Source organism: uncultured Amphritea sp. (assembly GCF_937127095.1).
GTDB lineage: Bacteria > Pseudomonadota > Gammaproteobacteria > Pseudomonadales > Balneatricaceae > Amphritea.
In genome coordinates this window covers 29,304-42,098 of sequence record NZ_CAKZLP010000068.1, presented here as the reverse complement: position 1 = coordinate 42,098, position 12,795 = coordinate 29,304, and the positions used below count along the sequence as shown (strand labels likewise).

Sequence of the window (12,795 nt, the reverse complement as noted above, 5' to 3'; positions counted from 1 at the left end):
CGCTGGAGGTTCTATTGTGTCAATTATAGAAGGTGGCTCAGGTCTGCTGGATTCATCCCTCTGGGAGGGGCGGATATTTGATGGTGGCTGGAAGGCGGCTCAGGGCGGCAGTGTAGTAGTCATTGAACCGGCAACCGGGGAAACGCTGACTAAAACCGGTATGGGTGATGCGGCCGATATCGCCATTGCTGCGCGCAGTGCTGCAGAGGCACAGGCGGAGTGGGTGAACATGTCCTGCCGTGAGCGGGCAGATATCTTTTTTCGTGCCGCTGAGGTTCTGCAACAGGATTTTGCAGCGGCGAGAACCTGGATCGCCCGGGAAACCGGTGGCATCTTTGCCAAGGGCGAGCATGAGGTGCGCGAGGCAGTGGTGATTCTGCGTCGTTCGGCGGCGATGCTGCTCGATCCGGATCATGGTCTGGTGCTGCCTTCGGCATCCGGCACTCTGTCTATTGCTAAGCGCCAGCCATTAGGGGTTATCGGCGTGATATCACCGTTCAATTTTCCGCTGATTCTGTCCATTCGGGCCGTCGCTCCTGCGCTGGCTGCCGGAAATGCCGTGGTGCTCAAGCCGGACCCGCGTACCCCGGTCAGCGGTGGTTTTATTATCGCCCGGGCGTTTGAACAGGCGGGGCTGCCAAAAGGTTTGCTGCATGTGATTCCTGGTGGCGCGGATGCCGGTGAGGCACTGTGTACCGATCCCCATGTGCGCATGATCGCCTTTACCGGATCGACGCCGGTCGGCCGCAGAATCGGTGAGCTGGCCGGACGCCATCTGAAAAAAGTGATGCTGGAGCTGGGCGGTAAAAGTCCGCTGATTATCACCGAGGATGTCGATCTTGATCTGGCAGCCAGCAATGCAGCCTGGGGTGCCTGGTTCCATCAGGGGCAGATCTGCATGGCATCGGGACGCATCATTGTTCATGAATCAATTGCAGCGCAACTGACAGAAAGGCTGGTGGCTAAAGCTGCTCACCTGCCTTTTGGCAATCCAACCGATGGTAACGTGGCGATGGGACCGATTATCAACCGTGCTCAACTGGAGCGGGTGGATGCCATCGTCAAAGAGAGCGTGGCTGCCGGTGCGACCCTGGAAGCGGGTGGTGAGCCCGAAGGGCCCTACTATCAGCCGACCGTTCTGTCGGGGGTTAAACCGGGAATGCGCGCCTATAGCGAGGAGTTCTTTGGCCCGGTTGCCAGCATCATTACCTACCGCGACGACGAGGAGGCGATCCGTATCGCCAATGATACTGAGTATGGTCTGGCTGCGGCGGTGATCTGTCGCTCAGTCGGCCGGGCGACAGCGATCGGCGAGCGTCTGCACGCGGGCATGGTGCATATCAATGATCAGACCGTCAATGATGAGTGCATCAACCCCTTTGGTGGTCGCGGCGCTTCCGGCAATGGTGGCAGCATCGGCGGACCGGCTGACTGGGATGAGTTCTGTCAGTGGCAGTGGGTCACCGTGAAGGATACCCCGCCAGCCTATCCCTTCTGATAGTCGTTACTCCGTTTAACCTGTTTCAAGCTTGCAGCGTGGCTGGCGAACCCTTCACGTCACTGCGTTGCAAGATTTAATTCAAAGCGAAGGAATAAAATATGAATAACAACTCCCGCTTAAAATCCTTGTCTCTGACAAAGATGCCCTTAAAGCCTCTGACCGTTGCCATCTCGCTGGCAACCGTTCTATGCGTTCCAGAGGCGCTGGCGTATAAAATTGATACCGGCAATCCCGATATTAACTTGCGCTGGGACAACACCCTTAAATACAGTGCTGCGTTCCGGGTGGAAGATAAGTCAGATACCTTACTGGCTGATGTTAACTACGATGACGGTGACCGCAACTTCGATAAGGGGCTGATCTCCAATCGTCTCGACTGGCTGACCGAGCTGGATGCCCGCTATAAAGACTACGGTGTGCGGGTCAGCGGTGCCGCCTGGTATGACTCGGTGTATAACCAGAGCAACGATAATGACTCGCCGTTTACCAATAATTCCACCAGTGTCAAAAACAACAAGTTCACCGACGAAACCCGCGATGTCCATGGACGTAAAGCTGAACTGCTGGATGCATTTGTCTACGGTAACTTTGACCTCGGTGATATGCGCAGCAATCTGCGTCTGGGACGTCACTCACTGGTCTACGGTGAAACACTGTTCTTCGGTGCCAACGGTATCGCCGATGCTCAGGGGCCCATCGATCTGATCAAATTGTTAAGCGTACCGAGCACACAGTTTAAAGAGGTGCTGCGGCCGGTTAACCAGCTGTCAGGCACCTTGCAGATCAGTCCGGAACTATCGCTGGGTGGTTATTATCAGTTCGGCTGGGAGGAGACCCGCCTGCCGGGTGTTGGCAGCTATCTGTCGAATATCGACTGGGCCGGTCCCGGTACTGAGTCACTGATCGCCGGTCCCGGGGTTGTCTGGAACCATATCTCAGATGTAGAACCGGATGATGCCGGTCAGGGTGGTCTGAAACTGCGTATCGCCCCGGAAGAGAGTGATTTTGAGTATGGTCTTTACTATGCCCGCTATCACGCCAAGACGCCGTCCGGATTCTACTTTGATCCGGTCGGACAGAGTATCCGCACTGTCTATGGTCAGGATATCGACACATTTGGCGCCAGCGCCACCACCTCAATAGGCCAGCTGAATATCGCGGCGGAAGCATCGATGCGCACTAACGCCCCGCTCAACAGTGATCCGCAGATCTCCGTCGGCCAGACCGCCGATAACGATAACAACATTCTTTACGCGGTAGGTAAAACTGCCCATGCCAACCTCTCCGGTATTTATGTGCTGCAGCCAAGCTCTTTGTGGGACGGCGGTGCGTTGCTGGGTGAGCTGGCGTGGAACCGGGTGGTATCGGTCGATAAAAACCCGAATGCGCTGGACCCTAATAGCACCCGCGATGCCTGGGCGATGCGGATGATCTTTGCACCGGCCTACTTTCAGGTACTGCCGGGTCTGGATATCGAACTGCCGGTTGGCCTTGGCTACAACTTTGCCGGGCGTTCCGGTGCAGTTGCCAATATGAATGGTGGTGCCTCTTACGGCGGTGATTTCTCTCTGGGGGTTAACGGAACCTACCAGAACACCTGGAAACTGGGGGCCAGTTATGTGCGTTTCCTCGGCGACGAGTTCAGCTTCGTGACGCCGCAGAACTCTGCAGGACCGGCGCTTTCATTTAAACAGACCCGTGCCGACCGCGATTTTGTGTCGCTGTTTATTCAGCGCAGTTTCTAACCGAATTCAGTGGAGATAAAAATAATGAAAAATACACTTAAAGTACTGGTGACCGGGGTTACTCTGGCACTGACCTCACAGCTGTCGCTGGCGGCTGTCGATGCTCAGACAGCGGCGCGACTTAACACTACGCTGACACCGTTAGGGGCGGAAAAATCAGGCAATGCTGCGGGCACTATTCCCGAGTGGAAAGGTGGCTATGCCACCGTAGCGGCAGGTTATAAAAGTGGTGAAGTACGTCCTGATCCGTTCGCCAGTGATCAGCCGTTGTTTACCATTACGGCAGCTAATCTGGCGCAATACAGCGATCAGCTGAATGATGGCGTCAAAGCCCTGTTTGCAAAGAATCCCGATTTTCGCATGAATATCTATCCCACCCATCGTACAGCGGCGGCGCCCGAGTGGGTCTATAACAACACTCTGAAGAATGCCACAAGCGCCGAGCTTGCAGCGGATGAAACCTCCGTTAGCGGCGCCTATGGTGGCACTCCGTTTCCGATTCCGAAAACCGGTGCTGAGGTGATGTGGAATCATCGCTTAGGCTGGTCAGGAGAGTCGGTCGAATTTGCGATGAAAACCTATATCGTGACTGCTGATGGGCATCGTTCGCTGGCCAGTGAAGGTGATGAGCTGATGCAGTTTCCTTACTATTACAAGGAGGGTGACGCTGCCAACTACAGCGGTGTAAACCAGTTAGGGCGCTTTATCGTCACCGGACCAGCCTCCAAAGCGGGTGAAGCGATTCTGGTACATGACCCGTCAATCGCCGGGAAAAAACGGGCTATCTGGCAGTATCTTGTAGGTCAGCGCCGGGTGCGTAAAGCGCCATCTGTTGCCTATGATACTCCCGATTTCGTCACCTCGGGGGTCGGTTTGTTTGATGAGGCCTTTATGATGTTTGGCCCTATTGATCGCCATCACTATAAGTTGCAGGGTAAAAAAGAGCTCTTTATCCCTTACAACAATAACCGTGCCGCGCAGGTCAGTATTGATGAACTGATGGGCGAGCACTTTCTCAACCCTGAAAATGTCCGCTGGGAACTGCATCGGGTCTGGGTGGTGGATGCAGAACTGAAAGATGGTATGCGTCATACCGTACCGAAGCGTACCTATTACATCGACGAAGACAGTTGGAAAATTGTTCTGTTTGATGGCTGGGATGCCAAAGGTGACCTGTGGAGGATGAACTACTCGCTGACCTATCTGGTGCCTGAACTGCCAGCGCTGGTTACCAATGTGATGTGGGGCGGTTATGACCTGCAGACCGGTGCTTACTATCTGAACGCAGCGATGAATGGCGGTACCCCGCATTATCGGGTGCGTGAACCGGTATCTGAAGGCACCTGGAGTCCGGTAGAACTGGCTAATCAGGGCGCTCGCTAATATCTCGCAATCCGTATTTGATCGTTGCCTGACGGCGGCTGCTGTAATCCGCAGCAGCCAACTTCAGGCGATGATCAGGAGTTTTCTGATGGTCAGATTTTCCAATTCTATAGTAAGAAACCGGTTGGCGGGAGGTTGCCTGCTGTTGTTGATGGGCGGGCAAAGCTGGACTGCTGTGGCCGCCGCTGAAACCGGTTTTTCTGCGCTGGACACACCAGCGCAGATCTCTGCTCAGGCGGCGCATAAGACACTGTTGTCAGTTGCACGTGCGGGTCAGCGGCTGGTGGCTGTGGGTGAAGAGGGCATTATTCTGTTATCGGACGATAACGGTCTCCACTGGAATCAGGTGGTGTCACCGGTGTCTGCAGCGCTAACCGAGGTGCAGTTTGTCGACGCCCAGCATGGCTGGAGTGTCGGTCACTATGGTGTGGTGCTGGCGACCACAGATGGCGGCCAAACCTGGCAAAAACAGCTGGATGGCATTCAGGCGGCGCAGTTATTGTTGGCGGATGTGCAGCTGCGCGGTGGCGATGAGCGTGAGCTGCGTGAAGCGCGCCGCTTAATCGATGATGGCCCTGATAAACCCTTTCTCAATCTGCATTTCACTGATGCCCTCAACGGCTTTGTTTTCGGTGCCTACAACCTCATCTATCGCACCCATGATGGCGGTCAGAGCTGGCAGCCGTGGCTGAGTCGGGTTGATAACCCGATGGGGCTGCATCTGTATGGTATGGCAGCAGCGGATGGGGTGTTGATGATGGCCGGTGAGCAGGGAGCGCTGTTGCGTTCAACCGATGCGGGTGAGCATTTTGAAGCGATCGATTCGCCTTATGAAGGGAGCTTTTTCGGCGTCATCGCTGAGCCGGATGGGGCGTTTGTCGTCTATGGCCTGCGGGGACATCTGTTCCGTTCAGTCGACAGCGGCGATAGCTGGACCCGGCTTGATACCCGGGAAGAGGTTGCTCTGAGCGCGGCGTCGATGCTGGCGGATGGTCGTCTGCTGGTGGTGAGTCAGAGTGGTTCACTGCTGGTTAACCGGAATGACACCGGTTTTGCAGCGGTAGCGGATCTGCCAGCGCTGCCGTTAGCGGGTGTTGTTCAGTCGGCTGACGGGGCAGCCATTGTTGCCAGTCTGGTCGGTGTCCACCGATTTGATCTGCCCGGAGATAGCGCTATGGGTAGTGCCTCCGGCAGTGTGAAGGAATAGCGTTGTGAATAGTGCGAATAGTATAAAACCCGCTGCAACGAACTCGCAGCCGGAAGCGTTCGATCCCCATTCCGGGTCGTTTATTGAACGGCTGGTATTTAATCAGCGTCGGCTGGTGCTGGCATTTTGCCTGATCATCAGTATCGGACTGGGCTGGCAGGCATCTCAGTTGGGACTGAATGCCAGCTTTGAAAAGATGATCCCCACCGGACATCCGTTTATCACCAATTTTCTCGCCAACCGCTCCAGTCTGGCCGGGTTGGGTAACTCGTTGCGAGTGGCCGTGGGCGTTAAGCAGGGCAGCATTTACGATCAGCAGTATCTGCAAACGTTGCAGAAGATCAATGATGAACTGTATCTGTTGCCGGGCGTTGATCGCCCCTATATGAAGTCTCTGTGGACGCCGAGCACCCGCTGGATTGCTGTGACCGAAGAGGGTATGGATGGCGGTACGGTGATTCCCGGTGATTTCGATGGCTCTGCCGTGAGTCTGGAGCAGGTAAAGCTGAACGTACAGCGCTCCGGTGAGATCGGGCAACTGGTGTCAGCGAACTTCCGTTCCAGTATCGTTTATGTGCCGCTATTGGATAAAGATCCGCGCACCGGCGAGGCGTTAGACTACGGTGATCTGTCCCGTCAGCTGGAGCAGGTCAGAGCTAAATATCAGAGTGACAATATCGAGATTCATATCACCGGTTTTGCCAAGATTGTCGGTGATCTGATTGAGGGTATGCAGCAGGTTCTGGTGTTTTTCGTGTTGGCGGTGGCGATTGCCACGGCGGTATTGTTTGCTTATACCCGCTGTCTGCGCAGCTCGCTGCTGGTGATGGGCTGCTCGCTGATCGGTGTGCTATGGCAATTGGGGATGCTGCAACTGTTTGGCTTCGATCTGAACCCCTATTCGATCCTTGTTCCCTTTCTGGTATTTGCCATCGGTATCAGCCATGGCGCGCAGAAAATGAATGGCGTAATGCGTGATATTGGTAGTGGCATGGCACCCTATGTGGCCACCCGCAACACTTTCCGTCGTCTGTTCCGCACCGGTATCGCGGCGCTGATTACCGATGCCTTTGGCTTTGCGGTATTGCTGGTGATCGATATCGGTGTGATCCGCGAGCTGGCGATTGCGGCCAGTCTGGGAGTCGCGGTGCTGATTATCAGTAACCTGGTGCTGTTGCCGGTATTGCTTTCCTATATCGGTGTGACACCTAAGGCCGCCGCGCGCTCGGTTCAGCATGACAATGCTGGTGATGACGATAGCGAGCTTCATCAGGTATTGCCCGGCAAGTTATGGAAGTTCTTTGCCCTGTTTACTGAGCGCAAATGGGCGTTGACTGCGTTGACGGTTGCGGCTTGTTTAGCGGTGTTTGGTACGGTGGTGGGAAGCCGCTTACAGATCGGTGATCTGGAGCCGGGTGCGCCTGAGTTACGGGCTGATTCCCGTTACAACCAGGATACTGCGTTTATGGCGGATAACTATGCTGCCAGTTCCGATATCTTTGTGGTGATGGTGAAAACCGCGGTGGATAGTTGTACCCATTATTCGGTGTTGTCGAAAGTCCGTGAGCTGACGGGTCAACTGGAACGGCTACCTGGTGTTGAGTCGACCAACTCAATGGCGCGGCTGTCCCGTTATGCGATGGTGGGCTATAACGAGGGTAATTTTAAATGGCTGGAGCTGATTCCCAACAATGCCGCGCTGGGAGCGGTGCAGGCTCGGGCACCACGGGAGCTGTTTAATGCGGATTGTAGTTTGCTGTCGGTGTATGTCTATCTGAAGGACCATAAGGCCGCGACGCTTAACAGTGTGGTTGAAGTCGCGCAGAGATTTGCCGCTGATAACAGCGATGATGAGGCTCGCTTCATGCTGGCAGCGGGCAACTCCGGTATTGAAGCGGCCACCAATATCGTGGTGAAAAGAGCGATGAACCAGATGATGTACATGGTCTACGGTGCGGTGATTATTCTCTGCTGGATCACCTTCCGGACCTGGCGTGGTGTCGTGGCGGCGGTGTTGCCACTGATGCTGACCTCGGTGATGTGTCAGGCGCTGATGGTCAAGCTGGGAATCGGCGTTAAGGTGGCGATTCTGCCGGTGATTGCGCTGGGGGTGGGGATCGGTGTGGATTACGCGCTGTATGTTCTGTCTGTGTTATTGATGGGACTGCGCTTCGGCATGACGGTCACCCAGGCTTATCAGCTGGCGTTGCGTCAGACCGGCCGGATCGTGATGCTGACCGGTGCAACCCTGGCGGTGGGTGTGGCCACCTGGGTGTTCTCCCCCATCCGTTTTCAGGCGGATATGGGGATCCTGCTGGCCTTTATGTTCCTGTTTAACATGCTGGGAGCGTTGATTCTGTTGCCGGCGCTGGCACACTTCCTGTTTGGTTCTACGGTGCTTGCTCCACCTGTTAGCAGCAGTGCGCCAGTGCAGGAACACAATGATAATGATTCGGATGGTCTCAAAAGCCAGCCTTTAACGGAGGAAAACAGCCATGCTTGATCTGCAGATAAAAGGCATTTTGGAACAGGCGGCGGCTGCAGGTGCGCCGGACTTTGCTGACCTGCCCCCCGCGGTTGGCCGTGAGGTTTACAGCCAGATACTGGCGGCCACCGATGTTGCCGTCGCTGACTGGGTGAATATTTCTGATCTGAGCATACCCGGTCCCGGCGGTGAACTGGCGCTGCGGTGTTACCGTCCGGAGGGACAGGAGCAACTGGCTGGTGCGGTGCTCTATCTGCACGGTGGCGGTTTTGTGGTGGGCTGCCCCCGGGATTATGACGGTGTTGTCAGTCAGCTAAGCCGGTTGTCTGGCTGTCTGATTGTGCAGGTGGATTACCGTCTGGCACCGGAGCACCCCTATCCGGCGGCCGTCGAAGACAGTTATGCAGCACTCTGCTGGCTGGCAGATGCAGCGTCGGAGCTGGGGTTTGCACCCGGACAGATTGCTTTGGCCGGTGATAGCGCTGGTGCAAATCTGGCCGCGGTCTGTGCGTTGCTGGCACGGGATAACGCAGGTCCCTCAGTCCGTCAGCAAACCCTTATTTATCCTACTGCATCGGGCCCCGATACCCGATACGACTCTTATGATAAATATGGCGAGGGCTATACGCTGACCAACCGCAGTATGGTCTATTTTATGGAGCATTATCTGGCAGGCAATGTTGAGCCGGTGGATTTTCGGTTTGCACCGCTGGAGGCCGCAAACCTGTCAGGACTGCCCCCGACTCTGATTCAGGTGGCGGGGTTTGATCCGCTGCGGGATGAAGGTATGGCGTACGCTGAGGCGCTGAAGCACGCGGGTTGCTCCGTCAGCCTGACTGAGTATCCACAACTGGCGCACGGTTATATCAGCATGTCCGGTGCGGTGGCTGCAGCGGGGCGTGCGGTTGATGAAGTGGCGGCCGTCTGGCGGCAGGTTTTTAGTTCTGTAGCGTAAACCGGGATAATAATAACAGGAGAAATTTATGAAGATTCAAGCGGCTGTAGCCCGAACTGTTCACGGACCACTGACTCTGGAAAGTCTGGAACTTGAGGAACCACGGGCGGATGAAATTCTGGTGCGCGTGGTGGCGACCGGTGTCTGTCATACCGATATCGTGGTGCGCGATGGCATGCTGCCAACGCCGATGCCGGTGGTACTGGGACATGAGGGGGCCGGTGTGGTTGAAAGGGTGGGGGCCAGTGTGACCAAAGTGGCTCCGGGTGACCATGTGGTGATGACCTATAACTCCTGTGGCGGCTGCCCCAGCTGTGAAGATCATGCCCCCAGTTACTGCCATGAGTTTTTCCCGCGCAATTTTTTTGCTACCCGGGAGGATGGCACGACGGCGCTGTCAAAAGAGGGTGAGGTGATCCAGAGTAACTTCTTCGGTCAGTCCTCTTTTGCCACCCATGCGCTGTGCCATGAGCGCAACATCGTCAAAGTAACCGATGCGGTATCGCTGGATCTGCTCGGACCGTTGGCCTGTGGCGTACAAACCGGTGCTGGTGCGGTTATCAATGCGCTGCAGGTTAAGGCGGGTAAGTCGATTGCGATCTTTGGTACCGGCTCGGTGGGGCTGTCAGCGGTGATGGCTGCCCATGCGATGGGTGCCACGACTATTATTGCCGTTGATATGAATGATGAGCGTCTGGCCTTTGCCGAAGAGGTGGGGGCGACACACAGTCTGAATCCCGTTAACGGTGATGTCACCGCGGCGATTATGGAGATCACCGGTTACGGGGTCGACTACGCACTGGATACTACCGGACTGACTCCGGTGATCAGGGGCGCGGTATTGAGCCTGGCTCCACGGGGCTGCTGTGGTGTGCTGGGTGCGTCGGCCCCCGGTAGTGAAATTGTGCTCGATGAAGTGCACTTTATGAGTGGTGGTCGGCGACTGATCGGTATTGTTGAAGGCGAGTCGAATCCGGACAGTTTTATTCCGCAGCTGATTAACCTGTACCAGCAGGGTAAATTCCCCTTCGATAAGATGGTCCGGTTCTATCCATTTGAGCAGATTAACGAGGCGATTGCGGATTCTGAGTCCGGTGTCACCATCAAACCTGTGGTCAGAATGTAGGATGCCTTAGCGAAAGTGAATTAGCCCATACTTTCGTAGGCAATTGGAAAACATGTATTGTTTTCGTGCCCACCACCTGCCGTATTAGCAGGTGGTGTTTTTTGCATTTTAGCAGTACGGAGACACAGCTCAGAACTGATAACTATAACTTAACATCACACTGCGGGGCGCTCCCGGCGAGTATGATTTGTCCCCACTGGTATCCTTTTTAACCTCCACAGCATAGCGTTTATCAAACAGGTTCTGCACATTCAGACTGAGGGTGTGAGGGCCGGTCTCATAGCCAAGATTGGCATTGGTGACAAAATCATAACCACCATAGGTTTCGCTGTTAGCGTTATCCAGGTAATACTCGCCCCAGCTGTCGGCCTGAAGCCTTAGTTTAACCCCGCTCGGATGTTTGTAGTCCAGGCTGAAACTGTAATAATGCTCGGGAATAAAGGGCAGCTGATTGCCGGAGCGGTCGAAGTTTGTCGGTACGCCCATGACGTATACAACTTCCGAAAAATCATCATATTTGTAGTCACTGTAGGCATAGTTAAAGCCCAGTTGCAGTTCACCGGGGACGCTGTCCTGCAGTACATTGACTGAACTGCTGAATTCGATCCCTTTTTTATCAGTACGGCCCGCGTTCTGGTAGATCGTCTCACTATCGGTACGCACCTGAATAATTTCGTCATCGACTTTGCTGGTGTAGGCGCTCAGATCGAACTGCCAATCGCTGGTGCGTCCTTTCAGACCAAACTCAACACTGGTATTGGTTGCGCTGCGCAGGTCTTCATTGCTGCCCAGTTCGCTGGAGTAGGGCACCTGTTCCCCCTGAGAGATATTGCCAAACAGAGTGAAGGTATCATTCAGTTTATAGCTGCTGCCGATACGGGGGGCAAATAGGGTAAAGGTACGGGTGAGTGAGCTATCGCCGCCGCTGCCGGGAATGGTCAGATAACCGCCCATGCCATAGTTGTAAGAGGTATCGCTGTTCCAGGTGTCCTGGTCTATTTTGATCTGATCCAGGCGGAAACCGGCATCGATCAGCAGGCGATCAGTCGGCCGCAGGTTTTCCTGCAGGAAGACACCGTACACGGTGTTGACTGAATCCTCTATCTCCAGCAGTGCCCCTTTGCGGTCTGAAAGCGTTCTGATAATTCGTGGGCCTGCGGTGACGATATCGGCATAGGCATATTTGCGTGCGTTATCGGTACGGTCCTGACGGAAGGTCACGCCACTGACCAGGTTATCCTCGCCGATAAGGTTATGACTATAGTCCAGTTCAAGGTCGGTACCGAAGATGGCTACGCCGTCGGTGTCGTTGATCACGCCGGTGACCGGGTGAAAGTGACTCCACTGGTTGTAATACACCCGGGGTCTGAAGGTCAGGTCGCCCAGATCGACGCTCAGGCGGCTGTTAAAAAAGACGATCTCTGAGTTACGGGCGGTGTTTTTAAAGGCTGAATCATTGTCAGTCTGTTTGCCGGTTTTTTTAAACTCAGCGAACTGGGCCTCATCCATACTGCCCGGCAGGTTGAGATCGGAGTGGGTCATGCTCAGTTCCATCTCCAGTTCAGAGTTATCGCTGGGCAGAATCCCCCCTTTAATACTTAGCTGATTGGATTCATATTCGTTGTTGCGCCGCCAGTCGTTATCCTGCGCCCGGTGTGAGGCGGTAATGGCCAGGGCGTTGCCCTCCTCTGTCATCCAGGATTTGCGCAGATGCAGATTACGGGTGCCCTCGTCGCCAAGCCCCAGTCTGAGTTGATCCCGGCGATCATCAAACACCGATTTTGAAATGATGTGGATAGCACCACCGGTAGATCCTGTTGCATAAATATTCGCCGGACCTTTGCTGACCTCGATCTGCTCGATGTCCTGGGTATCGATAAAGTCCATCCGGGTAAAGCTATCAGGATCGGTGACCGGTACCCCATCCCGTAATACCATGATCTCACGGATGCCATATTGCGCTTTAAGGCCTGCTCCCCGAATGATAAGCCGCGAACTGCTGCCGCCGCTGGTGGACTGAATCAGCACGCCGGGTGTGCCTTTCAGCGCATCGGAGATATTGAACATTTTTTCCTGCTCTAAGCGCTTCTGGTCGATGATCGAGATGCTTTCAGGGACTTCGGCGGAGGTCCTCTCTGTGCGGGTGGCGGTGACCGTAATAACGTCAGTGGCGCTCTTAGTCAGGCTACTCTCTTCCGCCTGTGCTGCGAAACTGGTGAGTACAGCCGTGACCATAAGTGTCAGCTGACAGCGGGAAAAGTTTGGCAGATGTTTGTCCGTAACAAGGTTCATAAGTCAGTCCGTGCAGAGATTTTGTTGCGCGGAAAATAAGCAATTAAGCCGCTTGAAACAATGTGGCATGTTGTCGCGTGACAAAGTGACGCAGCATCCAG

General features: G+C 54.9%; 8 protein-coding genes. 7 read left to right on the top strand and 1 reads right to left on the bottom strand.

Features of this window, described 5'->3' with window-relative positions; genetic code table 11:
• The first annotated feature begins 16 nt into the window (after window positions 1-16).
• The 7 genes from Q0499_RS17470 (at window position 17) to Q0499_RS17440 (ending at window position 10,402) form a co-directional block, all read left to right on the top strand.
• Window positions 17-1,498: a benzaldehyde dehydrogenase gene (locus Q0499_RS17470; protein WP_299202022.1), complete on the top strand. Its 1,482-nt coding sequence runs from the start codon at window positions 17-19 to the stop codon at window positions 1,496-1,498.
• A gap of 101 nt (window positions 1,499-1,599) precedes the next feature.
• Window positions 1,600-3,246: a DUF1302 domain-containing protein gene (locus Q0499_RS17465; RefSeq protein ID WP_299202019.1), complete on the top strand. Its 1,647-nt coding sequence runs from the start codon at window positions 1,600-1,602 to the stop codon at window positions 3,244-3,246.
• 24 nt (window positions 3,247-3,270) lie between these two features.
• A complete protein-coding gene (locus Q0499_RS17460; RefSeq protein ID WP_299202016.1) occupies window positions 3,271-4,629 on the top strand; it encodes a DUF1329 domain-containing protein in 1,359 nt (452 codons plus the stop codon).
• Window positions 4,630-4,717: 88 nt separating this feature from the next.
• Entirely contained in the window at window positions 4,718-5,836 is a 1,119-nt protein-coding gene (locus tag Q0499_RS17455) for a YCF48-related protein (protein ID WP_299202014.1), read from the top strand.
• A 4-nt stretch (window positions 5,837-5,840) separates the two neighbouring features.
• Window positions 5,841-8,339, top strand: coding sequence for an MMPL family transporter (locus tag Q0499_RS17450; RefSeq protein ID WP_299202011.1), 2,499 nt, complete (start codon window positions 5,841-5,843; stop codon window positions 8,337-8,339).
• Complete coding sequence (locus Q0499_RS17445) at window positions 8,332-9,276, top strand: alpha/beta hydrolase (protein WP_299202008.1); 945 nt, start codon at window positions 8,332-8,334, stop codon at window positions 9,274-9,276. Before Q0499_RS17450 ends, Q0499_RS17445 begins: the two co-directional genes overlap by 8 nt.
• A gap of 28 nt (window positions 9,277-9,304) precedes the next feature.
• Window positions 9,305-10,402: an NAD(P)-dependent alcohol dehydrogenase gene (locus Q0499_RS17440; protein WP_299202006.1), complete on the top strand. Its 1,098-nt coding sequence runs from the start codon at window positions 9,305-9,307 to the stop codon at window positions 10,400-10,402.
• A gap of 129 nt (window positions 10,403-10,531) precedes the next feature.
• Here the strand turns inward: Q0499_RS17440 and Q0499_RS17435 are convergent, their stop codons facing one another.
• Window positions 10,532-12,694, bottom strand: a complete 2,163-nt coding sequence (locus tag Q0499_RS17435) for a TonB-dependent receptor (protein WP_299202003.1) — start codon at window positions 12,692-12,694, stop codon at window positions 10,532-10,534.
• Window positions 12,695-12,795 lie beyond the last annotated feature (101 nt).

What these genes read in the sequence shown, in the direction of transcription:
- Q0499_RS17445 (WP_299202008.1), top strand. Translation starts at nt 8,332, where the DNA reads ATGCTTGATCTGCAGATAAAAGGCATTTTGGAACAGGCGGCGGCTGCA.
- Q0499_RS17460 (WP_299202016.1), top strand. Translation starts at nt 3,271, where the DNA reads ATGAAAAATACACTTAAAGTACTGGTGACCGGGGTTACTCTGGCACTG.
- Q0499_RS17465 (WP_299202019.1), top strand. Translation starts at nt 1,600, where the DNA reads ATGAATAACAACTCCCGCTTAAAATCCTTGTCTCTGACAAAGATGCCC.
- Q0499_RS17435 (WP_299202003.1), bottom strand. Translation starts at nt 12,694, where the DNA reads ATGAACCTTGTTACGGACAAACATCTGCCAAACTTTTCCCGCTGTCAG.
- Q0499_RS17455 (WP_299202014.1), top strand. Translation starts at nt 4,718, where the DNA reads ATGGTCAGATTTTCCAATTCTATAGTAAGAAACCGGTTGGCGGGAGGT.
- Q0499_RS17440 (WP_299202006.1), top strand. Translation starts at nt 9,305, where the DNA reads ATGAAGATTCAAGCGGCTGTAGCCCGAACTGTTCACGGACCACTGACT.